Raw genomic sequence first — 25,029 nt, 5'->3', positions numbered from 1 at the left:
TGGTGCGATATCAATTCGAAACCTTGCTTCCCTATCCGGACCGTAGGTCCGCAACTTTCCGACACGCCGGGGCCGAAGTTTCGCAAAATACGGCACTTCACACTTTTGTTCCGCTAATGTTTCGCCGCAGGCGATCCAGGCCGTCTCGAGCTAGCAAAGGAACACCATTGGGCACCAAAAACATCCAGACGGGTCGCCACCGACTGGGTATGCCGGGCACGGTGCACTGCATCCATCTCCCCGCCGTCGCGGCGGCCTTGGCCGAATACCGCCGCCCCTGGCTCACCGCACTGCTCAGCCCCGCCCGGCACAGCTTCGCCGCCATGCGCAGGCGCACCCTCTCCTCCGCCCGCTGGATCCCGGCCACCGCCAGCTGAATTCGCTCGATCGAATCCGGCGCGGCCGGGTATGCCGAAAGCGCTGGGGGTCAGACGATTCCGCTCGGGCGGCGGCGCGCGCCCGGCTCCTGCACCGGCATGTTGTTCGGCGGCACCGGATACGGGACGCCCTGGACGGCGGTGCCGAGGGCGATATTCGGGCCGCATTGAGCCAGCGCGGCGGCGGTGCGGGTATTGGGGTCGGTGATGCGGGGCCGGGCGGCGTCGGGGGTGGCGGCGAAGTCGAAGGCCGAGGTCATATCGCCGGTGACGCCGCGCCGCCAGGCGGTCAGATTGGGGACCTCGACACCGAAACGGCGTTCCAGCAGGCGCAATTGGGAGGTGTGATCGAAGGTCTCCGAGGCCACCAGACCGCCGCGCGAATACGGCGAGATGACCAGGCACGGGACGCGGTAACCCAATCCGATCGGCCCGGCGATGCCCTCGGACTTCGACACCCGGTTCAGGTCGACGGTCAGGAACTCCCCCGGCGTGCCCGGCGGCGGGGTGGGCGGGGTGACGTGGTCGAAGAAGCCACCGTTCTCGTCGTAGCTCACGATCAGCGCGGTCTTCTCCCACACCCGCGGATTCGAGGTGAGGATGTCGAGAACCTGCATGATGCCGACGGCGCCGAGCGCGGGCGGCAGGGCCGGATGTTCGCAGTTGAACAGCGGCGGGATCACCCACGACACCGACGGCAGCCGGTCGGCGGCCACATCGGCGGCGAAATCGTTCGGATAGACCGGGGCCTTACCCCGTTTGGCCAATTCGGAATTCGGATCGGCGGCCTGTTTGAAGCAGCCCATCATGCCGTCCAGAATTACCGACGAGATCGGGCCGACATCGCGGTTGTTGTAGATCTTCCAGCTGACCCCGGCCTCGGACAGATTCTCCGGATAGGTGCGCCAGCTGTAGGCGTTCTGCGGAATGAGGGTGGGCGTCTCGACCAGTGGGCCACCGGCCAGCCCGTCGGGATCGATGGTCGCCGAGACCCAGTACAGCCGATTCGGGTCGGTCGGCCCGAGCACCGAGCAGTGGTAGTGGTCGCAGATGGTGAACGCGTCGGCCAGATCGTGGTGGACCGGAATGTCCTCGCGGGTGTAGTAACCCATTGCGGCCGGGCCGTTCCCGGGACCCACGCTCGCGATCGACATCGGCATCCAGCGGTCGTTGCGCCCGTCGTTCCACGCCTCGTGCATACCCTTCCAGCTGTGGTCCGGGTCGTTGATGCACTCACCGTCCAGGGTCGCGCCCTTGGTGGTGTCGAGACGGAACGGCTCGAGGTAGCCGTCGGGGGTCGGGCCGACACCGGGCGCGTAGCCGTACTGCCGCCACGCCGCCGAGGGATCGCCGAAGCCTCGCACGCCCGAGAGGGTGCCGAAGTAGTGGTCGAACGACCGGTTCTCCTGCATCAGCAGGACGAAGTGCTCGATATCCCCGAGCCCGCCCATTCCGGCCGGATCGGCCGCATGCGCCCGCTCGATGATCGGATTCGCCCAGGACGCCAGGGTCGCGACGCCACCGGCGGCCATCGCCTTCGCCAGAAAATCACGCCGGTTGATGCCGTCGAACAGCCCCATACGCCGAACCTTCTCAGGATTGTGAAATAGAACAGTTTCGAGAACTTCGCTGAGGCTACCCGAGAGAGATCAACTCGACCAACCGGGACGTGTGCGCGTCACGCGGCGCGGTCGTAGGCAGCGGCCAGCCAGGCGCGCACCTCGTCGTCCACTTCGCCGGGCGCACGAAGTTCGAGATGGTGCATCCAGGTGGTGGCGGCCGGATGCGCGATCTCCTTGAAGCGGGCCGAGGTCAGCTCGTGGGGTAACGCGATCGACAGGACGGCCGGAACATCGCTGTGGACGTACCGCTCGGGCCGCCAGAGATAGGCGAAGCCGCGGCGTCGGCGAAACGCGATCTGGCTCTTGGTGATCCGCATCCGCGCCGGGCCGATCGCATCGATCGCCCGCACCACGGCGTCGGCGATGGCCGCGCCGGTGGGCGAATCGGCGAAGAACTCCTCCGGCGTACGCGCACCTTCGGTCACGCCACCACGCTATCGCGGCGCGCACCGCGATGTCGGGCGGATACGCCATCGATGGGCGAAGGCCCCGGTCCGATGGACCGGGGCCTTCAGTGACTTGCTTCGCGAATTACGCGTTGCCGGAGAGCTTCTCCCGCAGCGCGGCCAGCTGCGCGTCGCTGGCCAGCGAACCACCGGCCGGCTCCGACTGCGAGGCCGACTGCGAGCCGCTCTCGGAGGAGTAGTTGGACGGGGCGCCGTTCGCGGCCTCGGCGGCGGCGTCGGCGGCCATCTTCTCCATCTGGGCGGTGTGCATCTTGTGGCGACGCTCCGCCTCGGCGTAGCGGGACTCCCACTCCTCGCGCTGCTTCTCGTAACCCTCGAGCCACTCGTTGGTGTCGGGGTCGAAGCCCTCGGGGAAGATGTAGTTGCCCTGGTCGTCGTAGCTGTCGGCCATGCCGTACTTCGACGGATCGAACTCGGCGTGGTAGTCCTCGTTGGCCTGCTTCAGCGACAGCGAGATCCGGCGACGCTCCAGGTCGATGTCGATGACCTTGACCATCGCGTCGTCGCCGACCTGCACAACCTGATCCGGCACCTCGACGTGGCGCTCGGCCAGCTCGGAGATGTGCACCAGGCCCTCGATGCCCTCCTCGACGCGCACGAACGCACCGAACGGAACCAGCTTGGTGACCTTGCCGGGCACGATCTGGCCGATGGCGTGGGTGCGGGCGAACTGACGCCACGGATCTTCCTGAGTCGCCTTGAGCGACAGCGAGACCCGCTCGCGGTCCAGGTCGACGTCGAGCACCTCGACGGTGACCTCCATGCCCACCTCGACGACCTCGGACGGGTGGTCGATGTGCTTCCAGGACAGCTCGGAGACGTGCACCAGACCGTCGACGCCGCCGAGATCGACGAACGCGCCGAAGTTGACGATCGAGGACACGACGCCCTTGCGGACCTGGCCCTTCTGCAGCTGGTGCAGGAACTCGCTGCGGACCTCGGACTGGGTCTGCTCGAGCCACGCGCGCCGCGACAGGACCACGTTGTTGCGGTTCTTGTCCAGCTCGATGATCTTGGCCTCGATCTCCTTGCCGACGTACGGCTGCAGATCGCGGACGCGGCGCATCTCCACCAGCGAAGCGGGGAGGAAGCCGCGCAGGCCGATGTCCAGGATCAGACCACCCTTGACGACCTCGATGACGGTGCCCTTGACGGCCTCGTCCTTCTCCTTGAGCTCCTCGATCGTGCCCCACGCCCGCTCGTACTGCGCGCGCTTCTTCGACAGGATCAGGCGGCCTTCCTTGTCCTCCTTGGTGAGGACCAGGGCCTCGACCTCATCGCCCACGGAAACGACCTCGGCCGGGTCGACATCGTGCTTGATCGAGAGCTCGCGGGAAGGGATGACACCTTCGGTCTTGTAGCCGATGTCGAGCAGGACCTCGTCCCTATCGACCTTGACGATGGTGCCTTCGACGATATCGCCGTCGTTGAAGTACTTGATCGTCTTGTCGATTGCGGCGAGGAAGTCCTCGGCGGTGCCGATGTCGTTGACGGCAACCTGCGGCGAGGTGGTCGTGGTGGGCATATGTTGGGGTGCTCCGGACGGATTGTGGTCGGTAGTGGACATTGGTACTTTCGGTTTTGCCGTGGGATCACAGCCAGGGGACTACGTTGAACATGCTCAGCACATCGCTGCCGCACTACACAACGCTGCACTAGGCGCATGAATCACACAGCACGCGCGACTTCGGTACGCAAGTACTGAAGACACTCGCGGGACACAGCGTACGCGACGCCGGTTGCGACAAGCAAACACGGGTCCCCCTGGGCAAAGTGGATACCCTTACATGATGCCCGATGATCATCCCGTTGCGCTGGACGAAGATCGACACGCTCAGGCCAATGCGCTACTCGGCACCACCGGGGTGACCCGCGCGAAGATCGACTCGACGGCCAGCCGACGCGCCAGCCGACGCTGGTGGGATGCCGACGCCGCGCAGTATCACGACACGCACGCCGACTTCCTCGGTGTCGACTCCCCCACCGGCGAGTTCATCTGGTGTCCCGAGGGCCTGCACGAGGGCGATTGGCAACTGCTCGGCGACGTCACCGGCAAGACGATCCTGGAGATCGGCTGCGGGTCGGCGCCCTGTTCGCGCTGGCTGGCCGGGCGCGGCGCGCATCCGGTGGGCCTGGATCTGTCGCGGGCGATGCTCGATCGCGGCGTGGCGGCCATGGACCGGGGCGGTCCGCGGGTGCCGCTGGTCCAGGCCGATGCCGAGGCCCTGCCCTTCGCCGACGAGTCGTTCGATCTGGCCTGTTCGGCATTCGGCGCGGTGCCCTTCGTCGCCGATTCGGCTCGGGTGATGCGCGAGGTGGCCCGCGTGCTGCGCCCCGGCGGTCGCTGGGTGTTCTCGGTGAATCACCCGATGCGCTGGATCTTCCCCGACGATCCGGGTCCGGACGGGCTGCGCGCGACGATCCCCTATTTCGATCGCACCCCCTATGTGGAGCTCGACGTGACGGGCGAGCCGACCTATGTCGAACACCACCGCACCATCGGCGACCGGGTCCGCGAGATCGTCGCGGCCGGTCTGACCCTGCTCGACATCGTGGAGCCGGACTGGCCCGAGTGGTTGGACCGCGAATGGGGGCAGTGGAGCCCGCTGCGCGGCGAGATCTTCCCGGGCACAGCCATTTTCGTCACCGAGAAGCGGGCTGCTCCCGCCTGATCGGCACGGTCTCCGCGCGCACGGAGCTGGTCGGAATGGCCGTGGTCTGCGCATGCGCCCCACTCGTCGGGATGGCCGCGTGCTCCGCACCCGTCGTGGCGGTCCCGGCCTGTGCGGATCCCCCGCCCGGCGCGGTGGCCGCGGCCCGCGCGCGCACCGCACCGCTCGAAATCGCGACGGTTTCCGCCGCGCTCGGCTTGGCCGCGGCCGGACCGGTGAACGGCGGCAGCGCGACGAAGCGCGGATCGATGCGGGCGGTGCGGCTGACGTAGGTGACCCAGGCCCGCGCCCGCGTCAGCGGATGATCGGGGAACTGCGGATCCCAGCGCGCGTCGTCGGCGGCGTTGTAGGGCAGCTTGCCCTTGATCTCCGGAGCGTAGGGATGCGGGGGGAACATGTTTTGGAAGCCGACCCGCGGCACGACGGCCGCCTCGCGCACGCCAGACCGACCGGTCTCCACGCACTGGATCTTCAGGATCGCGCTACAGCTCGCCTTGGGCACCACGATCCCCGCGGTGAAGCCGAGGCCGGACCGCTCGGTGAGCGGGAACTTCTCCAGTCGCAGCAGGGCGGGCTGGCCGTCGACGGTGATGGCGTGCGCCTCGATGAGGCAGCCGAATTCGGCCTGCAGTTCGGTGAGCTTCCGCCGCAGCGTGTCGGGGTCGTCCAGCGACGCGGGCAGATCGGGCACCAGATCGAGATACGTCAGGGTGACGACATCACCGGTGACGGGATTGCCCCACCTGTTCTGATCGAGCTGCTGTAGTCCTCGGGTATCGAACGCGATCGGCACGCGACCACGCTACCGACTCGTGACGTATTCGCACGTCTATACATATTTTGTGCCCAACACGTGACTTACCGGTAATAATTACCGGACATAGCGGGTGTGGAGTCTTTTTCTAACCCCGGCTCTTGGGGGATCGCCCCGCCTGCTCCAGCGCCTGGCGCAGGGCGTACTCGATTTGACCATTGATGCTGCGCAAGTCGTCGGCCGCCCACTTGGCGATGGCCTCGTGGACGGCCGGGTCGAGCCGCAGCAGCACCTTCTTCGGCTCGCGCTTGGTCATCAGGCGTAGAGGGTGCCGGTGTTCACGACGGGCTGGGTCGGGCGGTCACCGCAGAGCACGACCAGCAGGTTGGACACCATGGCCGCCTTACGCTCCTCGTCCAGTTCGACCATGCCCTCCGCGGTGAGCCGTTCCAGGGCCAGGCCGACCATACCCACCGCGCCCTCCACGATGCGGGTGCGCGCGGCCACCACCTGCGCGGCCTGCTGGCGGACCAGCATGGCCTGGGCGATCTCCGGCGCGTAGGCGAGGTGGGTGATGCGGGCCTCGAGGATTTCGATGCCCGCGGTCGAGGTGCGTTCGCGCAGTTCGATGGTCAGCTCCTCGGCCACCTCGGCGCCGTCGCGCAGGCTGGTGCGGTCCGGATCGTGGGCGTCGTACGGATGGGTGGTGGCCAGATGCCGCACCGCCGCCTCGGACTGCGTCTCCACATACTCCTCGTAATCGTCGACGGCGAAGGCGGCCTTGAAACTGTCGACGACGCGGTAGACGACCACCGCGGCGATCTCGACCGGGCTGCCGTCGGCGTCGTTGACCTTCAGGCGCTGGGTCTCGAAGTTGCGCACGCGCAGCGAGATCGGCCGCCGATCGGTCAGCGGCGCTACGGAGAAGAAGCCGGGCTCGCTGACCGAGCCGATGTAGCGGCCGAAGAACTGGACCACCTGCGCCTCGTTGGGATTGACCACCGTCAACCCGGTCGCCGAGGCGAGCAGCAGCAGCGCGATGACCGTCGCGACGATCGCCCCGGCCAGCGGTCCCATTCCACCGCCGTCGGCCGCCTGGACGAAACCGACGACCGCCCCCGCCACCGCCGCGATGAACAGCACGAGCAGGACCGCCGCCACGGCGAACCCATTCACCCGGCTGGCCGGACGAAGCTCCATGACATCCTCCCAATATCGAAGTGATATCACGAAGATAGCATGGCCGCCGCGCCGCTGGCATCCCTCACTTCCCCTGGATATTGCGATTCGCCCGGAACAGGTTGGCGGGGTCGTACTTCGACTTCAGCGCCGCCAGCCGCGCATAGGTGTGCTGGGTATAGCCCGCCCGGGTCTGGTCCTCGTCGGCCCACTCGCCCGCGCCGTAGAGGAAATTGAGGTTGTGCCCGACGGTCCAGGGGGACAACGTCTTCGCGATCAGCTCGTGCTGCGCGCGCACCGCGCCTTCGCCGGGTTCGGTGATGAACCGGGCGATGTACTCCGCGTCCCGGTGATCGATGGTCGCGGCTCCGGCCCGGCGCAGCGCGCCGCCGAGGTGCCGGAATCCGGCCACCACCGCGACCGGCACGTCCGGCCCGGTGACATCCAGAAAGGCCCGGGCCGCATCGGCATTCAGCTCCGAGAGCAGCACGTTGGTCGCGGTGTAGGCATGCGGGAAATCGGGATCGCGGTAGATGGCGTGGCTTTCGGCATACGGCATCTCCCGCAGTTCGTCGGCCAGGGGCTCGCCGATCCGGCGCAGCGGCTCGACCAGGCGCTCACCCTCCTCGGCCGGGCCGGTATGGGCGATGTTGATGGTGGCGATGTAGCGGCCGCGCAACGGTTCCGGGATCACCGGCACATCGGGCATGGTCATGAGCGTGATGGCCGAGGTCATCTCCTCGGGCACGGTGCGGGTCCACCGCCGCCACACCTCGAGCGCCGACTCGGCGAGCGCGGTGTCGAAGACCAGCCGACCGCCGTAGACGGTGGTGAGCGGGATCAGTTCCAGTTCCAGCGCGGTGACCACGCCGAAATTGCCGCCGCTGCCGAGCACCGCGCCGAACAGCTCGTCCCCTGGGACCAGGCGGCGCAGGCGGCCGTCGGCGGTGACCAGTTCGATCGCGCGGACGTGATCGGCGGCGTAACCGAAGGTCCGGGCGAGAATGCCCAGGCCGCCGCCCAGGTGGTAACCGATCACGCCGACCGACGGCGACGAGCCGCTGCGCGGCGCGAGCCCGTGCGCCGCGGCCGCCTCGACCAGCGCCCCGGATCGAACGCCGGCCGCGACCCTCGCGGTACGGGCCGCCGGGTCCACGCCGATGTCGGTCATGCGGCGGGTGCTGATCAGCACCCCGCCGTCGAGGGCCACCGACAGTCCGTGGCCGGTCGCCTGCACGCCGATCGGAAGTCCGTGACGCGCGGCGTATTCCACGGCCGCGCGCACATCCTCGGCGTGCGCCGCGCCGACCACGACGGCCGGACGATGGGTGTAGGCGGTCTGGAAGCCCGCGATCTCGGCGTCGTAGCCGTCCTCGCCGGCGCGGAGGACCGGGCCGGTGAAGGTGGGGAAGTCGGTGTTCGTCATGCCATCGACGATTCCGCAGGCTTGCCTAGAAGTGAAACAGATAGATTTTCTGAAAACTAGAATCGATAGTTATGGAGCTTCGCCAGCTGCGCTATTTCGTCACCGTGGTCGAGGAGGCCAACTTCACCCGGGCCGCCGCGCGGCTGCATCTGGCCCAGCCGGGGCTGTCGGCGCAGATCCGGCAGCTCGAGCGCGAGCTCGGGCAGCCGCTGCTGGACCGTTCGGGCCGCACGGTCACCCCGACGGCGGCCGGGGCGGCGGTGCTGCCGCATGCCCGGGCGGCGCTGGCGGCGGCCGAACGCGTCCGCGAGACCGTCGACGAATTCACCGGCCTGCTGCGCGGACATATCCGCCTGGGCACGATTTCCGGCGTGGCCATGGGCGAATTCGATATCGCCGACGTGCTGGCAGGATTCCACGCCGACCATCCGCAGGTCGAAATCACCCTCACCGAAACGAGTTCCGACGCCATGCTCGCCGATCTCGAGCGCGGCGCCCTCGACATCGCCCTGGTCGGGCTGACCGGACAGGAGCTCGATCCCCGACTAAGCCTGGACATCGTGCTCGACGTCGCCATCGTGGCCGCGGTCGCGGCCGAGGATCCGGATCGACGCGACCGCATCGCGCTGACGGAGCTGCGCGATCGCCCGCTGATCTGCCTGACGCGCGGGACCGGCGTGCGGGGTGTGCTGGAACGCCGTTGCGCCGCAGCCGGTTTCGAGCCCGACGTCGCCTACGAGGCGGCCGCTCCCCCGCTGCTGCTGCGACTGGCCGCGCGCGGCCTGGGTCTCGCGGTGGTTCCCGAGCTCACCCCCGCGGAGGCCGCGGCCGTGGGAGTGCGGACGATGGCGATCGTCGAGCCGGAACTGCGCGGGCGGCTCGCCCTGGCCTGGCGGACGGATCGACTCACCTCACCCGCGGCGAAAGTTCTGCTGGGACAGCTGCGTATCGCCCTGGCCCGCCGAAAGCCTATGTCTCGGTGATCTTCCGATGCTCCTCCGCCTCGGCCGCCGTCAAACGGGCGGTCTGCTCGCGCAGCACACTGACGGCATTCGACACGAAATCGGCGATAAGTGTCTGCTCCCGCTCGTCGTAGCGGCTCATCACCTGCCCCATCCGCCGCCCGAATTCGCCGAAGGCGGCATCCAATTCGGCACTGCGGGCGCCGGTGGCCGTGATCAGGGTGCGACGGCGGTCGGCGCCGTCCTCGGTGCGTCCGGCGAATCCGGCCTCGATCAGCCGGTCCACCAGCCCGGTCACCGCACCCGGCGTGAGCCCGGTCAGCCGGGCCAGCTCCCCCGCCGTCAGCGGGCCGTGCTCCTCGATCAGCAGCAGCGCGCGATGATCGGCCGCGCGCAGCCCGACGCGCCTGCCCACGGCCTCGTGGAACAGCACGATCGCGGTACTGAGCCTGCGGCCCAGGGCATTTCGGTCCTCCGCCACCGGCCCTCCATTCATTTCAGTGCACTAAAATATTTGGTACACTGAAATATGTTACGCCACCAGCTCACCACCGCGGTCGAGGTGCCACGCCAGGCGCTCGCCCTCTACGTCCGCCATCTGGTCCCGATCGTCGCCATCTCGTCGATTCCGGCCGCGCAACGGCTCGTCTCCGTGCTCACCCGGCCGCCCGATCCGCTGCCCGTACTGCTGGAACTGCTCACTGTGGCCGCGCGCGTGGGCTTGGTCGGCCTGATCGTGTACTGGGCCTTCGTGCGCACCCCGCACGAGGGCGAGGGGCAGCCCGGGCGGTTCCTTCGCGGGCACTGGCCCAGCCTGCTGATCCAGCTCGCCCTGCTGGCGGCGGCGGTCGCGGTGTTCGACCTGCTCCCGGAACAGGTACTCGTGCACTGGATTCCGGAGCGGTCACACGACCTCTACCTGGGACTGCTGCTGGCGATCAAGAACCCCACCGTGATCGCGGTGACACTGATCTGGACGGTGCTGGCCGCCCGTCAAATCCTCTGGTACACCGGCGAATCCGCCGCGGCACGGCACTGAGGGCCGTACCGCGGCGGAGCCGTCACAGAATGCGCGACAGGAACGTCTTGGTGCGCTCGTGCTGCGGATTGGCCAGCAACTCACGGGGATTGCCCGACTCGACGACCACACCGCCGTCCATGAACACCAGCTGGTCGGCCACCTCCCGGGCGAAGCCCATCTCGTGGGTGACCACGACCATGGTCATACCCGAGGAGGCCAGCTCGCGCATGACGCCGAGCACCTCGCCGACCAGTTCGGGGTCCAGCGCGGAGGTGGGCTCGTCGAACAGCATGAGCTTGGGATCCATGGCCAGCGCCCGCGCGATCGCGACGCGCTGCTGCTGGCCGCCGGACAGCTGGGCGGGATAGGCCTGCGCCTTGTCCGCCAGCCCGACCCGGTCCAGCAGCTCCTTGGCCCGGGTGATCGCGTCCTGCTTGCGCAGCTTCTTCACCTGGGTGGGGGCCTCGATGATGTTCTCGAGCGCGGTGCGATGCGGGAACAGGTTGAAGTGCTGGAACACCATGCCGATGTCGCGGCGCTGGGCCGCGGCCTGCTTGGGGCTCAATTCGTAGAGCTTGTCGCCCTTTTCGCGATAGCCGATCAGCTCGCCGTCGACGTACAGCCGCCCGGCGTTGACCTGCTCCAGGTGATTGATACAGCGCAGGAAGGTCGACTTGCCCGAGCCGGACGGGCCGACCAGGCACATCACCTCGCCGCGCGGCACCTCCAGCGAGATGCCCTTGAGCACCTGCAGCGCGCCGAAGTTCTTGCACACCTGCTCGGCGCGGATCATCGGCACGGTGCTGTCCATCGGCGTGTCCTGCGCCGAAGTGCTTGTCGCGGTTTTCATACGACGTTCGCCTCCGACCGCTGCATCTTGGCCAGCGCCTCCAATTGCTTCGTATTCAGCTGTCGGCTCTGCCCGCGTGCGTAGTACCGCTCCAGGTAGTACTGGCCCACCATCAGAATGCTGGTGACCGCCAGATACCAGGTGGCCGCGACCAGCAGCAGCGGCACCGGCTGGAAGTTGACGCTGGAAATGTCACGCGCCCGCCCGTACAGCTCGGTGGTGAGCGGAATGGCCGTCACCAGCGCGGTGGTCTTCAGCATGCTGATCAGCTCGTTACCGGTCGGCGGGATGATCACCCGCATCGCCTGCGGCAGCACCGTGCGGCGCATCGTCTGGCCCCACGACATGCCCAGCGCGACCGACGCCTCGCGCTGGCCCTCACCAACGGAAGTGATTCCGGCACGGACGATTTCGGCCATATAGGCGGCCTCGTTCAGACCCAGGCCGAGCATGGCGAAGAAGAACGGCGCCCGCCAGTCCAGGACGTTCAGTTCCAGGAAATGCGGTCCTCCGAACGGAATTCCGAGATGGATGACCTGATACAGCCCCGGGAACAGGCCCCAGAAGACCAGCTGCACGTACACCGGGGTGCCGCGGAACACCCACAGATACACCCACGCCACCGACCGCAGCACCGGATTCGGCGACAGCCGCATGATCGCCAGGATCACACCCAGCACGACGCCGATGAGCATCGCGAGCACGGTCAGCTCGAGGGTGACCACCGCGCCCGAGGCGATTCTGGTGTCCAGCAAGTACTTTCGATATGTGTCCCAGTGATAGGCCGGGTTGGTCGCCGCGCCGTAGGCGAACAGTCCCAGCAGCGCGAGTACGACCGCCGCCGCCACCCAGCGGCCCGGATGCCGCAGCGGCACCGCCTTGATCGGGGCCGGTTCGGCGGTCGGCGCCGCCACCGCGCCGGTCGGCTCGGTGGCGTTGTCGGGATCCTGCGAACTCACCTGCTATCAGCCCTTGGCCCCGTTGATGGTCGACTTGGTGATCGCGCCCTCCTGGACGCCCCAGTTCTCGCAGATCTTGCGGTAGTCACCGGAATCCATGAGATGCTGCACGGCCTCCTGCAGCACCGCGGCCAGCGGATCACCCTTGCGCACGGGCCAGCCGTAGGGCAGCGCCTTGTACATCGGGCCCGCGGCCTCGAGCTTGTCCTTGTTCTGCTTGATCGCGTACTGGGTCACCGGGGAGTCGGCCGACAGCGCGTCGACCTGGCCCAGTACCAGGGCCGTGGCCGCGGCGCTCTGCTCGTCGAAGGCCACCGCCTGCACCGGGGGCTTACCGGCCTCGACGCACGCCTTGCTCTTGGCCGGTAGGTCCTCGGTCTCCTCGACGGTCGTGCGCTGCACGGCCACCCGCAGACCGCAGGCGTTGTCCGGATCGACCGTCTTGCCCTTCTGCCGGGCCCACTGGATTCCGGCGGAGAAGTAATCGACGAAATCGATGGTCCGCTGCCGCTCCGGGGTGTCGTAGAACGACGACGCGCCCAGATCGAGAGTGCCCGTCTCGACGGAGGGGATGATCTTCTCGAAGTCGGACTCCTGGTACTCGGCCCGCACCCCGAGCACCGAGGCCACCGCGTCCATCAGGTCGATGTCGAAACCGACGATCTTGCCGGTCGCCGGATCCTTGTACTCGTTCGGGGCGTAGGGGATGTTCACCCCTACCATGAGCTTTCCGGCTTGTTTGATTTTGTCCGGCAGCTTCGCGGCGATCGAATCGACCTTCTCGACCTTCACCTTCTCCACCGCCGGCGCGTCGCCCTCGGTGTTGGTGGTACAACCCGCCAACACCAGCGCTCCACCGACGACGGCACACGCGGCCCGCAGGACATACCTGCGGGCGCCGGATCGAACAGACACAGCAGCCCTCCATGTTTGGGTGGGCGACAACCGGGCGCCGCCCGCCGTTCGAAATCTAGGCGATTCGGACCGACCGTGCCTGCCGGTTACCGAAGGTTGTTCCGCGCCGGGTCGGCGGGTGCCCTACACGCCGAATTCGGCACCCTACCATCCGCAACGGAGGGCGACGCGAACCCACTCGGTGTATCCGCTGGTCGGCATCGGTCCGCCCAGGTCGGCAAGGGGTCAGGCCGGAGAACCGGCAAACTCTCCGCGTCCGATATAGTCGCATCCGCCCGTCAGGGTCAGCTCGCCGGTACCGGAGACGGAGACGTCGAGTGAGCCGCCGGGCATGTCGACCCGCACGGCGGATTCGGTCAGGCCGTGGTGGACCGCGGCGAGGGCCGCCGCGCAGGCGCTGCTTCCGGATGCCAGCGTATAGCCCGCTCCCCGCTCCCAGATTTCGATCCCGATCCGCTCTCGCGAGATCGCCTGCACCATTTGGACATTGGTGCGATGCGGGAATTGGGACGTGTCCTGGGACAGTTCCCTGCCGAGGGTCTGCGCGTCGGCGGGGACGACCCGGTCGAGGAACAGCACCGCATGTGGGTTGCCGACATCGATGACGGTCGCCCGGAGGGCGCGATTTCCCACGGTGACGGCCCGATTCGGATCGATCACGGTGCCGCGGCCCAGGGCCACCGAGATGCGATTGGTGCGCTCGTCCTCGAAAGTGACGGCGCAGGTCTCGTCGCGCAGCGCGATGGACAGCCCCGACCCGACCGAATACCGATGGCGCAGATAGAGCGCGAACATGCGCAGGCCGTTTCCGCTCTTCTCGCATTCGCTGCCGTCGGAGTTGTAGATGCGCAGGCCGTAGTCGGCACGGGCCGCGTCGACCGTGGTCGGCCCGTACAGGACGCCGTCTGCCCCGATGCCGTAGTGGCGATCGCAGATCGCACGCACCTGATCACTCGTCAGGCCCCCGGTCGGCCCGTCGGCGGGATCGACGACGAGATAGTCGTTGCCCAATGCCTGATATTTCGAGAACTTCACCCGCCCGCGCCCATCATCCGAATACGAGTTTTCCGGCCAGCACCGAGAACACCACGCCGCAGGTGATATTGAGCCCGCGGACCACTCGCTTGTTACTGGCCATCAGTTTGCGGCCCATCGATCCGGCGGCGACCCCGATGGGGCCGTCGATCATGAAATCGACCACGACCAGGGTCACGCCCAGGATGGCCAGCTGGGCGCCGACGCTGGTGTCCAGGTCGGAGTTGACGAACTGCGGCAGAAACGCCACGTTGAAGATGATGACCTTGGGATTGAGCACGTTGGTGATGACGGCCCGGCTGAAGCACTGCCATTTGGACGCCTCGGTCGGGGTGATCTCCGACCAGTCCCCACGATCACGGAACGCGCCGATCGCCAGGTAGATCAGATACAGCGCGCCGGCCCATTTCAACGCCTGAAACACCACGGGGAAATGCGTGAACACCGCCGACAACCCGCAGACGGCGGCCACGGTGTGCACGCCGAGGCCGACCGCGACGCCCGCGGCCGCCATCAGACCGCCGATCGGCCCGTTGCGCATCCCCAGCGCGACGATCATCAGCATGTCCGGCCCGGGGACCAGGACCAGCAGGACCGATGCGACGAGGAAGGCCGCGTACAGGGACGGATCGATCATGAATCGGATTCTCCTCGATCTTTCTCGGGCTGTGTGGTGATGTCCGGATTCACCTCCGGCGCGTCGGGGATCGCACATACCTGCACGCGGTTGTCGTGGAAGACCGCGCCACCGCCCATATCGGCGTCGCGCTCGTCGACGGTGGCGTTGACCGTCGAATCCCCGGCCAGCTTCCGCCACTGCCCCTTGGTCGTGCCCACGACCCCGGCCCGAACCGCCGTTGTCACGGTGACGACGGCATCGAAACCGCCGCGGTCGTTGAAGACCCGCACGCGGCTGCCGCCCACGAGTCCGCGGGCCTCGGCGTCGTCGGGGTGCATCGACAGGGTCTGCGCGCCCTGCCGGGTCGACAGCGTCGCGTTGTTGGCGAAGGTCGAGTTGAGCAGATAGTGCGGCGCGGCCGCGATCAGGCTCAGCGGGTAGCGGCGGGCCCGGTCGGCGTCGGTGACCTCGCGGGCGCCCACATATCCAGGCAGCGGATCGTGTCCGTCGCGGCGGGCGCGCTCGGAATGGAACTCGAATCGTCCGGAGGGCGTGGGAAATCCGTGGGCGAAGGGCACGAATTCCTCCGGATAACTCAGCCGGGCCCAGCCCGTCGCGCGCAGGCTTTCGGGTGTGATGCCCGCGAGCGAGGGATGGTCGGTGGCGAACATCTGCTCGATCATCGCCTCGTCGCTGTCGTACAGACACGGATCGGACAGGTTCAGATGTTCGGCCAGTCGCCGGAAGATCTCGGAGTTGGGCAGGCATTCCCCGCGCGGCGGTACGGCCGGTTCGTTCCACGCCACGTACATCTGGCCGTATCCGTCGTGCACATCGAGATGTTCGGGCTGCATGGTCGCGGGGAGGATGTAGTCGGCCAGGTCCGCGGTGTCGGTCCGGAAGTGATCGATCACGACGGTGAGCAGATCCGCGCGCGACAGCGCCGCGCGCACGTTCTCCTGATCGGGGGCGCTCACGACGGGGTTCGCGCCATAGACGATCAATGCCCGCACGGGCGGGTCCTGGACGTGGAGCAGGGTGTCGGCAAGCCGGGTCATGGCCAGGCTGCGAACCGGCCGGGGCCGTAGGTCGGTGCGCGCCAGCACTTCTCGATCGACCCCGAGGTAGCCATCGGTCGAATACGCAAGGCCGCCGCCGTGGTGCTGCCAGTCGCCGGTGACGGCGGGGATGCACGCCAGCAGGCGCAGGACGCTGCCGCCTCCGGCGTGGCGCTGCAGGCCGATTCCGGCGCGGATGGCGGTCGGCCGGGTGTCGGCGATCCGCTCGCCGAGCGCGATGATCGCCGCCGCTGGGACACCCGAGATCCGGGCCGCGTCCGCGACGGTGAAATCGAGGATTCGTCGCCGGAACGCGGGCCAGCCGACGGTGTGTCGGTCGAGGTAGTCCCGGTCGTGCCGGTCGCCGGCGACCACGACATGCAGCAGGCCCATCGCCAGCGCGCCGTCCGAGCCGGGGATCGGGGCGATGTGTTCATCGGCCAGCCGCGCGGTCCGCGTCGCGACCGGATCGATCGCGACGACCCGCGCGCCGTGGTTGCGCGCCCGGGTGATCGAGCGCCACAGATGGTGGCTCGAGGTAAGGGTGTTGACGCCCCACAGGATTATCAGCCGCGAGGCCCGCAGCGATTCCGGATCGATTCCGGCCGAGGTCCCGGTGGCGTAGTCGATGCCGACCTGTCCGGCGATCGAGCAGATCGTCATCGCGTGTTCCGAGGCCCCGAGCGCGTTCCACAGCCGCGAGCCCGCCTTGCCCTGCAGCCCTTGGATATAGCCGAGATTGCCGGTCCCCTGATAGGGCCAGATGGCCTCACCGCCGTAGTCGTCGCGGATCGCGGTCAGGCGTTCGGCGATTTCGGACAGCGCCCGGTCCCAGGTGACGCGTTCGAAGCGGCCGGATCCCTTCGGCCCCAGCCTCCTCAGCGGATACAGCAGCCGGTCTTCGGCATACACCTGATCCAGATAATGGTTGACCTTCGCGCACAGCACGCCGCGCGTGTAGGGGTGGTCCTTCCGACCGGCCAGGGCGACGGCCCGGTCGCCGTCGACGGTGACCTCCCAGCTGCAGCCGTCCGGGCAGTCCAGCGGGCACGCGCCGTGCACCTGGTGCCGCGTGCCCGTCTCGACCAGCGGGAGATGCCGTTCGATCACCTTGCCGCCTCGGACAACACGGCTTGATCGTGCTCGTCGCCGTACCATTTCTCGTCCCAGCGCGAGAACGACACGATGAGGATGTCGCGGGACCCGGTGTCCCCCTCCGGGCCCGGCACGATATCGGTGACGTCGTGGTAGACCGCGCGGTCGTCCAGCAGCGCGGCATCACCCGGTTGCAGGGTGCCTTCCCAGAGCGGTTGCGTATCCTGCGGATCACGCCACAGCCGCATCTGACCGCCAACGACATTGGTCCGGTTCAGTACCGAGATCATGACGAATTCGTGCCCGTCCTGGTGTTTGCCCTCGGGCGTCAGCGGAGCGGGTTTCTCGTGGGTGGTGACGCTTCGGTTCTGGTGGACGTTGATCTGCCAGTCGACCGACGGATCCAAGAAGTCGTGCTCGTCGAGCACGGCCTTGACGAGCGGGCGGAAGTCGACCGAAATCGGCTGGTATTCGCGCAGCATGCCACCGGCCACGGGATTGAATTTCTTGAATGCCGTATAGGCGCGATGCGGAAGGAGTTCGAACTCCCAGCCATGGTCGCTCGTATGCGTGAGCCGGTATTGGGAGAAGCGCTTGTATCGCGTTCCGCTGGCAATGTAGGGATCCAGTTCGACCTCGTGATAGCTGCGCAGGATATCCTCTCCCACGGGCGGCAGGTCGACGAGCTTGAAACCTTCGGGTCCGAAATTTGGCATTGAAATTCACCTCGGCTGAATTGTCAGGCCACGACGGCTCGGTCGAGCCGCTCGTCCAGATGTCGGGCGGAGGAATTGAGCCGCCACAGTGCGCCCCGCGCGATGGCGCGTCGCATGGCGGCATCGGAGGCGGCGGGGAGCACCACATTGTGGAACCAGCCCGCGGCATGGCGGGAGTCCACGGTGATATGCAGGCGGTGATAGGTGATGCCCACGTCCGGCAGACCCAGGCGCTCCCACGCCGAGACGACATTGGTGAACCGATCGGGCACCAGCCATTCGGTCATGCCCAGGAATCCGACCGCCTCGCCGTAGAGATGCCGATAGCGGGACACCAGGACCGCGAGGTTGCCCGACAGCAGATCCATGGCCGTCAACTCGGCCTCGGCCTCGGCGTCGGTGATGTCGAGCGCCTCGTAGATCAGATTGAACAGGTGGGTGTGCACCTCGTGCTCGTTCCCGTTGCCCATCTCGTCCCAGTAGTTGCCCGCGATCTCCATTTTCGCCGCACCGGAGGTGCCCACCTGCATCATCGCGAGCAGATCATCGAATCGGCCGTCGACCACCGATTCCTGAATGGCGTAGCGCCGCAGATCTTTCGCGGTCGCGGAGTTGCGGATGAAATCGACGTAGTACGGATGCTTGTACACCCGATGGTCCTTGGCGAGCCCCTTCAGCCACGACAGATATTTCCGCGGTTCCACCGGGGCCTCGGCGTAGATCCGGTCGGGGATCATGCGGTCCTCCGACGCGATGATCTGCGCCTCCAGGCGGCGGGTGATCTCGGCGATCAGGATCGATCCCTCGGCGACGGGGCCGTCGGGGAGCTGGGTCAGGATCCGGTAAATCCTCGACAGGAGCAGTTGCTGCCAGTAGGCGGCCTCGGGCTCGCCCGCGGCCGCCTTCGCATTCAGCAGATAGATGGCCCGCAGGACCGCCTCGCGCTCGGACGCGGGTAATTGATCGACTTCGCGTTCGGGGCGGTGCAGCCATTGGCTGATCGTTTCCGCCACCGCTTCGGAAGAATTGACATCGACAGCAAAGCGCACGGGTCGCGACATAAGTACCCCCAGATAGTCACAGACTTACATTGGAATCACGACCAGATGAGTCCCCCCCGACGCGTGCGAGAAACCACGCTGATCATTCCTACACGAGATTAACACGGGGTGGTTTGATGTCAAGGACTTTCCGCCCGTCGATATCATGATCAACATTCGGATAACATCGAGCAGACCCGGCCGATCACCCGCTTTACCTGCACAGAGGTTATTTTCAACTGGTACGAAATGAGTGACAATCAGCGGTCGCAAACTCAGGGAAATCGAGGGGCGCAAACTCAACCCTGCCCACCTGTACAATCGAGTCGGAAAATCAAGATCGAACTGGCTCGATGGTTCACAATACGGTCCGCCGCCCCGAGAGTTCGGGGCAGCGGCGGGCGCCCGCCGCTGGAATCAGCGCCTGGCGTAGAGCCGTCCCGAATACGGTTTTCCGATTCGGCACGGACTCGCAGAATTCCGCTTCGATCGATGGCGGGGCGCTGATAAAGCGCTGCCGCTTCACCAGCGGTGCACCCGGGCGCACACCTGCTCGGTGAATTCGGCCGTCGACGCGATTCCACCCAGATCGGCGGTGGCGATCCCGGCCGCGAGGGTGGCGGCGACCGCGCGCTCGATGCGATCGGCGGCCCGGGTCAGCGCGCCGTCGGCGCGGCGGGATCCCAACCAGCGCAGCAGCATTGCCGTCGACAGTTGCAGCGCGGCCGGATTGGCGCGGTTGTGTCCGGCCAGTGCGGGCGCGGCCCCGTGAACGGCCTGGGCCATGGCCTGGGTGGCCGAGCAGTTGAGCGAGGCGGCCAGCCCCAGCGAACCACTCAGCTCACCCGCCAGATCCGACAGGATGTCGCCGAAGAGGTTCTCGGTGACCAGTACGTCGTAATCGCCCGGCGCGCGGATCAGATGCGCGGCGGCGGCATCGACGTGTTCGTCGTCGACCGTCAGGCCCGAGTAGCCGCGCGCCACCTCGTAACACACGTCCCGGAACAGGCCCATGGTCATTGGCAGCACATTGGCCTTGTGCACGATGGTCAGCCGCTTGCGCCGGGCGACCGCCAAGCGGCAGGCCTCGTGCGCGATCCGCTCGCACGCCGCGCGGGTGACCAGGCCCACCGCCAGCGCCACGTCCGGGGTCGGGCGGAACTCCCCCGATCCGGCGGCCATATTGCGGTCGGCGTAGAAGCCCTCGCTGTTCTCCCGCACGATCACCAGGTCCATCGCGGCCGCCGTGGCGCGCACGCCCGAAAACGTCCGGGCCGGACGGATATTCGCGTACAGGCCGAACCGCTTGCGGATCGCCCCGCCCGGCGGGGTGCCGGTGCGGTGCTCGGGGGCGTAGGAGGCGTTGTCGTGCGGGCCGAGGATCCAGGCGTCGAGATCGGCCAGCGCGTCGAGGGTGGATTGCGGCAGCGGAGAACCGAATTCGTCGATGGCGGCGTGGCCCATGGGCAGCGCCACCCATTCGACGGCGGCGCCGAGCACCTCGTCGACCACCACGCGGGTCGCCCGGACCACCTCCGGCCCGATGCCATCGCCCTCGATCAACCCCAGTCGTATCGAAGTCCGCTCGCTCACCCGTCCATCCTGGACGGTCCGCTTCGGCGGGCGGACACCGGATGCCCCGAACCGCCCCGGCCGGGCCGATGACCGGCGTATCTTGCCAAGATCATGGTGCAGTCGGTGGAATTATTGCTGGACGACTCGGCCGATGCGGAAATCCGCCGACAGTGGCAACTCTTGACGGAGGCGGGGGTGCACAGTCCCGCGGCCGAGCACCGGCCGCACATCACCCTGGCGGTGGCCCGCCAGATCTGGCCGCGTCTCGAGCAGGCGCTGGGCGCGCAGGAGTTCCGGCCACTGCCGATCCGGCTCGGCGGCCTGCTGGTGTTCGGGGCGCGCAATCCGATCCTGGTCCGGCTGGTGGTGCCCACCGAGGCGCTGCTCGAGTTGCAACGACGGGTCTTCGCCGTCGTCGCGCAGTGCCCGGGCGTCCCGGCGAACGTGCGGCCCGATGCCTGGACCCCGCATGTGACGCTGGCGCGGCGGCTGCGACCCCAGCATTTGGGGGAGGCGATCCACGCGGTGGCCAGTGATCGCGATTTTCCGGCTACGGTGATGGGTATCCGACGATGGGACGGCGATCTACGGCGCGAATGGCCTGTCGCCCGTGGAACCGCCAGCGGAAGATAACCGGGTCGCGCACCGTTGCACTCGGTACAACCAACGAGAGGATCTCATGGCCACCCAGACTCTGACCGAGCAGAACTTCGACGAGATCGTGACCGGGAACGACATCGTGCTGGTCGATTTCTGGGCCGACTGGTGCGGGCCGTGCAAGTCGTTCGCCCCGACCTTCGAGAAGTCCTCGGAGCAGCACCCCGACGTCGTGTACGGCAAGGTCGACACCGAGGCCCAGCAGGGCCTGGCCGCGGCGGCGAACATCCGCTCCATCCCGACGATCATGGCCTTCAAGGAGGGCGTGCTCGTCTTCGCCCAGCCCGGCGCCCTGCCCCCCGCCGCCCTGGAAGACCTGGTCACCCAGGTGAAGGCCCTCGACATGGACGAGGTCCGCAAGCAACTCGCCGAACAGCAGCAGTCCTGACCTTCGGCGAATCTCCGGCCGCACGCGAGCGCCGCATCACCGCTCGGTGATGCGGCGCTTCCCGTCCCTCAGCGGCCGAGCTGGTTGATGCCCGCGATCATCGCGCGCACCGTGGACTCGGCGCCGTCGTCGGCGAGGGCGGCGCCCCAGCCCCGGCGGCCGTTGGACTCGCACTGCACGAAGGTGGCCGTGCCGGATGCGGTCCGCCGCTGGTGGAACTGCAGGATCTCGACCGGGTAGCCCTCCTCGTAGAGGGCCGAGGTCAGCGCGGCGACCGGGCTACCGGCCGAGACCACGGTCCGCAGGTGACCGGCGAATTCCAGCGTCGCGGAATAGGTCGCCGACGGCTGGGTACGTCCGATGCGGGTCCAGTCGCTGAGCCTGACCGGGCCGGTCGGGCCGCAGTAGCGGTCGTAGAACTGGGCGGGTGTCAAACCGGCGCATTCGGCCCGCAGGCCCTTGGGTGCGGCGGCGATGAAGTCGTGTGTGTCAATCGTGATCGTCATTGGACTAGGTCTTCCCGAAGCCTTGTCGTGTCTGGTGACAGAAGGGGACCAGCGCAAGCAATCTGGGTGTACGGCCGCAGCGAGGGGGCCGGTCCGAATCAGACCCCGCTACGGCGGCGTACTACGAGAATTCGACCAGCAGCCACAATCGCGGTCAGCGAAAGGAGCGCTGCGCGGTCGCGGTCGGCGACGTTCGGCGCGGCGCTGTGACTGGCGGCGGGATTCGGCACGGGGACGAGAATATGGCCTCGTATCTGCGATGGCAACCACATTCCCCCGGAACCCACGAGTAACTTCGTCACAATCGTCCGTAAACGGAATACCAACGGCGGATGACCTGCTAAGCAAATCTCCAGTTGACGTCATTACGACTGGTTGGAATGATTGCGACACGCCCTAGCAAACTTGTGGATAACTGAGCAAACTGTCCGTTTCGTGCCAATCTGAGCGTTGTCCGCGACCCGCCGAGCGACGCGCCGAGGAGACCCGCGATGACCGATCCGATCCGGCAGAACGCGATCAATCACCTACTCGGCGCGCACCGGCGCAGTGAACACCAGATCCGGGAATCGCTGGATCTCGGCGGCGAACACGCCACCGCCCATCACATCCAGACCCTCACCGACTGCTCGGATCTGTGTCGGGTCACCGGCGATCTGCTCGACCGACATTCCGAATGGGCGCTGCAGCTGTGCGAGCTGACCGCCCGGGTCTGCACCGACACCGCCGAACGCTGTGACCGCCTGGGCGAATCGGTCTGCGCCGCGGTCTGCCGCGCCGCCGCCGACGCCTGCACCGTCTACACCGAACAGGTTCGCACCGCCGCGGAGGCGGAGCTGCTGCGCGACGACGAGTGGCTGCACAACGGCTCAGAGCGGCTTGCGCCAGGTCAGTAGGTAACGCCAGAACACCAGCCGCCGCACCCGCGCGCCCGGCAGCAGTTCCCGGGCCAGCCCGCGCACCTGCCGGGTGGTCAGCTCGGGATCGAGCAGCAGGGGCATGTCGCGGTCGAATTCCTTGGCGTACCAAGGTCGATCGGTCCGGCTCCGCAGCCCGCGAAACGCCGCCCCCAGCACCCGATGCCCCACCGCCGCCGCGAGTTCGATCGGCAGTTCCCGGGGCAGATCCGTACGCGGGAGCGCCACCGCCGCCAGCACCCCGCCCGGCCGCAGGGCGCCCGCCAGCGCGGGCAGGGCACGCTCCAGCGGCATGTGGTGCAGCGCGGTCACCGAGACGATGGCATCGTATTCCCGCTGCGGCAGTGACATTTCCAGTACATCGCCGAGCGTGCAGATGACGTTCGGGGGCGCGATCCGCCGGGCCGCCGCGATCATCTGCGGCGATCGGTCGATCGCGTCCACCCGCTCCGCCGTCCTTGCCAGTTCGGCAGCGAACGCCCCTGCGCCGCAACCGACATCGAGCACGCGGGCGGGCCGCGGCGGCAGCCGGGACCGCAGCGTCCGGCGGTAGAAGGCGTTGTGGTCCCAGTCGAGCGCGCCCATCACGCCGCGACCGGACGCGCCTTGTCGGTGGCGAGCCGGACGGCGACGAGGCCGAGCAGGGTGCCGGTGACCCAGCGCTGCGCGCGCAGCCACAGCGGGCGGCCCGCGAGGAAGGCGGCGATGGCGCCCGCGGCGAGCACGATCAGCCCGTTCACGCTCAGCGCGACGACGATCTGAATCACCCCCAGACACAGGCTCTGCAGCCAGATCCGGCCGTGCGCGGGATCGACGAACTGCGGGATCAGCGCCATGTACATGATCGCGATCTTGGGATTGAGCAGATTGGTGACCAGCCCCATGGCGAACAACCTACGCGCGGGGTCGACCGGCAACTCGGCCGCCTCGAATACCGAAACCCCACCCCGCAACGCCTTCCACGCCAGATAGGCCAAATACCCCGCCCCCGCCAACTTCAGGGTCAGATACAACCCCGGCACCACCGCGAACACCGCCGTGATTCCCACGGTAGCCGCCCCCAAATAGACCAGAAACCCCACCGCCACCCCCGACAGCGACACCATCCCCGCCCGCCGCCCCTGCGATACGGTCCGCGACACCAGATACATCATGTTCGGCCCCGGCGTCAGCACCATCCCCAACGCCGCCACACATACCCCGAGCACCGCGGTCATCTCGATCATGTCCCCATGCTGGCGCAGTACGACCCGCCCTGTCGCGAGCCAGTTCCGACGCGCTGGACCCCGAGCGCGAACCCTGCCCGGACCGCGTTCCAGGGCGGCGACGAGATCACCGACATATTCGGTTGCCGAGCTCGATGGGAGACATGACGATTCGACAGGTGTGCGACGAGATTGTCATCAGGGCCCTGGCTTCGACGGACCCGGAGCCGATCGCCGCGGCATTCGGGGCCCTGGGGTGGGACAAGCCGGTGAAGTTGTATCGGCGCTATCTGGATGAGCAGCGCGCGGGGGTCCGGGTCGGGTGGGTTGCCGAGTGGGGCGGAGAGTTCGCCGGGTACTGCACCTTGCTGTGGGAGTCGTCGTATGAGCCGTTTCGGGCGGCGGGGATTCCGGAGATCTCCGATCTGAATGTGCTGCCGCGGTTTCGCGGGCGCGGGATCGGTGGGCGGTTGCTGGATGCGGTCGAGCAGATGGCGCTGAATCGGTGCGGGGCCGTCGGGCTGGGGGTGGGGTTGTCCGCCGATTACGGTGCGGCGCAGCGGATCTATGTGCGGCGAGGGTATCTGCCGGATGGTCGAGGAATCGTGTACGGGGATCGGCCCGTGCCGGTGGGGGCGGCGATCACCGTCGACGACGACGCGGTGCTCATGATGGTTCGTGACTGCGCGAACCATGGTTCCATGGCAGATTGAGAGTCGTCGTACCAACGGATCGAAGAGGCATCATGAAGACCAGACTCAGCTGCCCGTGCGGCGAATACATCACCGGCGCCGACGAGGACGACCTCGTCGAGAAGACCCAAGCCCACCTCGCCGAAAAGCATCCGGGCCACGACTATTCGCGCGACGAGATCCTGTTCATCGCCTACTAGGGCGTGTCCTGTAAGTCATCGCAGCCAGAGGATGATGGCGGCGATGGTGAGTTCGGCCTGGTAGTAGGCGGCGCGTTTGGCGTAGCGGGTGGCCAGCTCCCGGAATTGTTTGAGCCGGTTGA

At 67.5% G+C, this 25,029-nt stretch carries 29 protein-coding genes; 9 read left to right on the top strand and 20 right to left on the bottom strand.

The window, feature by feature from the left end; all coding sequences use genetic code 11:
- Positions 1-167 precede the first annotated feature (167 nt).
- Complete coding sequence (locus NDR87_RS35525) at positions 168-377, top strand: hypothetical protein (protein ID WP_251918517.1); 210 nt, start codon at positions 168-170, stop codon at positions 375-377.
- 50 nt (positions 378-427) lie between these two features.
- Here NDR87_RS35525 and NDR87_RS35520 read toward each other — a convergent pair whose 3' ends face one another.
- The 3 genes from NDR87_RS35520 to rpsA all read right to left on the bottom strand — a co-directional run bounded on the left by NDR87_RS35520 (position 428) and on the right by rpsA (position 3,991).
- A complete protein-coding gene (locus tag NDR87_RS35520; RefSeq protein WP_251918423.1) occupies positions 428-1,957 on the bottom strand; it encodes a phospholipase C in 1,530 nt (509 codons plus the stop codon).
- Positions 1,958-2,055: 98 nt separating this feature from the next.
- A complete protein-coding gene (locus tag NDR87_RS35515; protein WP_251918421.1) occupies positions 2,056-2,424 on the bottom strand; it encodes a DUF5655 domain-containing protein in 369 nt (122 codons plus the stop codon).
- Between the two features lie 106 nt (positions 2,425-2,530).
- Positions 2,531-3,991: a 30S ribosomal protein S1 gene (gene rpsA / locus NDR87_RS35510; RefSeq protein ID WP_251918419.1), complete on the bottom strand. Its 1,461-nt coding sequence runs from the start codon at positions 3,989-3,991 to the stop codon at positions 2,531-2,533.
- A 265-nt stretch (positions 3,992-4,256) separates the two neighbouring features.
- Here rpsA and NDR87_RS35505 point away from each other — a divergent pair, with 265 nt between their 5' ends.
- On the top strand, positions 4,257-5,138 hold the full coding sequence (locus NDR87_RS35505; RefSeq protein ID WP_251918417.1) for a class I SAM-dependent methyltransferase: 882 nt from the start codon (positions 4,257-4,259) through the stop codon (positions 5,136-5,138).
- Here NDR87_RS35505 and NDR87_RS35500 read toward each other — a convergent pair.
- The 4 genes from NDR87_RS35500 to NDR87_RS35485 form a co-directional block, all read right to left on the bottom strand.
- The gene (locus tag NDR87_RS35500; RefSeq protein WP_251918415.1) at positions 5,110-5,931 is read right to left on the bottom strand and encodes a hypothetical protein; all 822 of its coding nucleotides are present in this window, start codon (positions 5,929-5,931) and stop codon (positions 5,110-5,112) included. The genes NDR87_RS35505 and NDR87_RS35500 overlap by 29 nt on opposite strands.
- 109 nt (positions 5,932-6,040) lie before the next feature.
- Positions 6,041-6,208 carry a hypothetical protein gene (locus NDR87_RS35495; RefSeq protein ID WP_251918413.1) on the bottom strand — a complete coding sequence of 56 codons (168 nt, stop codon included), beginning with the start codon at positions 6,206-6,208 and terminating at the stop codon, positions 6,041-6,043.
- The gene (locus tag NDR87_RS35490; protein WP_251918411.1) at positions 6,208-7,092 is read right to left on the bottom strand and encodes an SPFH domain-containing protein; all 885 of its coding nucleotides are present in this window, start codon (positions 7,090-7,092) and stop codon (positions 6,208-6,210) included. Before NDR87_RS35490 ends, NDR87_RS35495 begins: the two co-directional genes overlap by 1 nt.
- A 64-nt stretch (positions 7,093-7,156) precedes the next feature.
- Positions 7,157-8,497, bottom strand: coding sequence for an FAD-binding oxidoreductase (locus NDR87_RS35485; RefSeq protein WP_251918409.1), 1,341 nt, complete (start codon positions 8,495-8,497; stop codon positions 7,157-7,159).
- 71 nt (positions 8,498-8,568) lie between these two features.
- Here NDR87_RS35485 and NDR87_RS35480 point away from each other — a divergent pair, with 71 nt between their 5' ends.
- Positions 8,569-9,480: a LysR family transcriptional regulator gene (locus NDR87_RS35480; protein ID WP_251918407.1), complete on the top strand. Its 912-nt coding sequence runs from the start codon at positions 8,569-8,571 to the stop codon at positions 9,478-9,480.
- Here NDR87_RS35480 and NDR87_RS35475 read toward each other — a convergent pair.
- Positions 9,467-9,940 carry a MarR family transcriptional regulator gene (locus NDR87_RS35475; RefSeq protein ID WP_251918405.1) on the bottom strand — a complete coding sequence of 158 codons (474 nt, stop codon included), beginning with the start codon at positions 9,938-9,940 and terminating at the stop codon, positions 9,467-9,469. The genes NDR87_RS35480 and NDR87_RS35475 overlap by 14 nt on opposite strands.
- Before the next feature lie 48 nt (positions 9,941-9,988).
- On the opposite strand from NDR87_RS35475, the gene NDR87_RS35470 reads away from it, so the two are divergent.
- Entirely contained in the window at positions 9,989-10,498 is a 510-nt protein-coding gene (locus NDR87_RS35470) for a hypothetical protein (RefSeq protein ID WP_251918403.1), read from the top strand.
- Positions 10,499-10,520: 22 nt separating this feature from the next.
- On the opposite strand, the gene NDR87_RS35465 is transcribed toward NDR87_RS35470, so the two are convergent.
- The 9 genes from NDR87_RS35465 to NDR87_RS35425 form a co-directional block, all read right to left on the bottom strand.
- Positions 10,521-11,330 (bottom strand): amino acid ABC transporter ATP-binding protein, encoded by an 810-nt coding sequence (locus NDR87_RS35465; RefSeq protein WP_372494393.1) that lies wholly within the window; start codon positions 11,328-11,330, stop codon positions 10,521-10,523.
- A complete protein-coding gene (locus NDR87_RS35460) occupies positions 11,327-12,244 on the bottom strand; it encodes an amino acid ABC transporter permease (protein WP_251918509.1) in 918 nt (305 codons plus the stop codon). The genes NDR87_RS35465 and NDR87_RS35460 overlap by 4 nt, the downstream gene beginning before the upstream one ends.
- Before the next feature lie 51 nt (positions 12,245-12,295).
- Positions 12,296-13,204 carry an ABC transporter substrate-binding protein gene (locus NDR87_RS35455; protein ID WP_251918401.1) on the bottom strand — a complete coding sequence of 303 codons (909 nt, stop codon included), beginning with the start codon at positions 13,202-13,204 and terminating at the stop codon, positions 12,296-12,298.
- Positions 13,205-13,429: 225 nt separating this feature from the next.
- Positions 13,430-14,239: a diaminopimelate epimerase gene (gene dapF, locus NDR87_RS35450; protein ID WP_251918399.1), complete on the bottom strand. Its 810-nt coding sequence runs from the start codon at positions 14,237-14,239 to the stop codon at positions 13,430-13,432.
- Between the two features lie 13 nt (positions 14,240-14,252).
- Positions 14,253-14,876 carry a LysE family translocator gene (locus tag NDR87_RS35445; RefSeq protein ID WP_251918397.1) on the bottom strand — a complete coding sequence of 208 codons (624 nt, stop codon included), beginning with the start codon at positions 14,874-14,876 and terminating at the stop codon, positions 14,253-14,255.
- Positions 14,873-17,026, bottom strand: coding sequence for a molybdopterin-dependent oxidoreductase (locus NDR87_RS35440; protein WP_251918394.1), 2,154 nt, complete (start codon positions 17,024-17,026; stop codon positions 14,873-14,875). Before NDR87_RS35440 ends, NDR87_RS35445 begins: the two co-directional genes overlap by 4 nt.
- Positions 17,023-17,727, bottom strand: coding sequence for a 2OG-Fe dioxygenase family protein (locus NDR87_RS35435; RefSeq protein ID WP_251918393.1), 705 nt, complete (start codon positions 17,725-17,727; stop codon positions 17,023-17,025). The genes NDR87_RS35440 and NDR87_RS35435 overlap by 4 nt, the downstream gene beginning before the upstream one ends.
- Before the next feature lie 23 nt (positions 17,728-17,750).
- Positions 17,751-18,740, bottom strand: a complete 990-nt coding sequence (locus tag NDR87_RS35430) for an iron-containing redox enzyme family protein (protein ID WP_251918391.1) — start codon at positions 18,738-18,740, stop codon at positions 17,751-17,753.
- A gap of 549 nt (positions 18,741-19,289) precedes the next feature.
- Positions 19,290-20,360 (bottom strand): isocitrate/isopropylmalate family dehydrogenase, encoded by a 1,071-nt coding sequence (locus tag NDR87_RS35425; RefSeq protein WP_251918389.1) that lies wholly within the window; start codon positions 20,358-20,360, stop codon positions 19,290-19,292.
- A 105-nt stretch (positions 20,361-20,465) separates the two neighbouring features.
- On the opposite strand from NDR87_RS35425, the gene NDR87_RS35420 reads away from it, so the two are divergent.
- Positions 20,466-20,975, top strand: a complete 510-nt coding sequence (locus NDR87_RS35420) for a 2'-5' RNA ligase family protein (protein WP_308212193.1) — start codon at positions 20,466-20,468, stop codon at positions 20,973-20,975.
- A 46-nt stretch (positions 20,976-21,021) separates the two neighbouring features.
- Positions 21,022-21,387 (top strand): thioredoxin, encoded by a 366-nt coding sequence (trxA, locus tag NDR87_RS35415; RefSeq protein WP_251918385.1) that lies wholly within the window; start codon positions 21,022-21,024, stop codon positions 21,385-21,387.
- A gap of 68 nt (positions 21,388-21,455) precedes the next feature.
- Here the strand turns inward: trxA and NDR87_RS35410 are convergent, their stop codons facing one another.
- Positions 21,456-21,893 carry an alpha-isopropylmalate synthase regulatory domain-containing protein gene (locus NDR87_RS35410; protein WP_251918383.1) on the bottom strand — a complete coding sequence of 146 codons (438 nt, stop codon included), beginning with the start codon at positions 21,891-21,893 and terminating at the stop codon, positions 21,456-21,458.
- A gap of 491 nt (positions 21,894-22,384) precedes the next feature.
- Between NDR87_RS35410 and NDR87_RS35405 the strand changes: the two genes are divergently transcribed.
- The gene (locus NDR87_RS35405; protein ID WP_251918381.1) at positions 22,385-22,789 is read left to right on the top strand and encodes a hypothetical protein; all 405 of its coding nucleotides are present in this window, start codon (positions 22,385-22,387) and stop codon (positions 22,787-22,789) included.
- Here NDR87_RS35405 and NDR87_RS35400 read toward each other — a convergent pair.
- Together NDR87_RS35400 and NDR87_RS35395 are read right to left on the bottom strand one after the other, a co-directional pair.
- Positions 22,763-23,395, bottom strand: a complete 633-nt coding sequence (locus NDR87_RS35400) for a class I SAM-dependent methyltransferase (RefSeq protein WP_251918507.1) — start codon at positions 23,393-23,395, stop codon at positions 22,763-22,765. The genes NDR87_RS35405 and NDR87_RS35400 overlap by 27 nt on opposite strands.
- Positions 23,395-24,036, bottom strand: coding sequence for a LysE family translocator (locus NDR87_RS35395; protein ID WP_251918379.1), 642 nt, complete (start codon positions 24,034-24,036; stop codon positions 23,395-23,397). The genes NDR87_RS35400 and NDR87_RS35395 overlap by 1 nt, the downstream gene beginning before the upstream one ends.
- A gap of 143 nt (positions 24,037-24,179) precedes the next feature.
- Here NDR87_RS35395 and NDR87_RS35390 point away from each other — a divergent pair, with 143 nt between their 5' ends.
- On the top strand, positions 24,180-24,728 hold the full coding sequence (locus NDR87_RS35390; RefSeq protein WP_251918377.1) for a GNAT family N-acetyltransferase: 549 nt from the start codon (positions 24,180-24,182) through the stop codon (positions 24,726-24,728).
- Between the two features lie 32 nt (positions 24,729-24,760).
- A complete protein-coding gene (locus NDR87_RS35385) occupies positions 24,761-24,907 on the top strand; it encodes a DUF1059 domain-containing protein (RefSeq protein WP_251918375.1) in 147 nt (48 codons plus the stop codon).
- The last annotated feature ends 122 nt before the right edge of the window (positions 24,908-25,029 follow it).

Origin of the sequence: Nocardia sp. CDC159 (genome assembly GCF_023740735.1) — a bacterium.
Classification (GTDB): Bacteria; Actinomycetota; Actinomycetes; order Mycobacteriales; family Mycobacteriaceae; genus Nocardia; species Nocardia pulmonis.
Note: the sequence above shows the minus strand (reverse complement) of the source record. Positions and strands in the feature narration are given on the sequence as shown.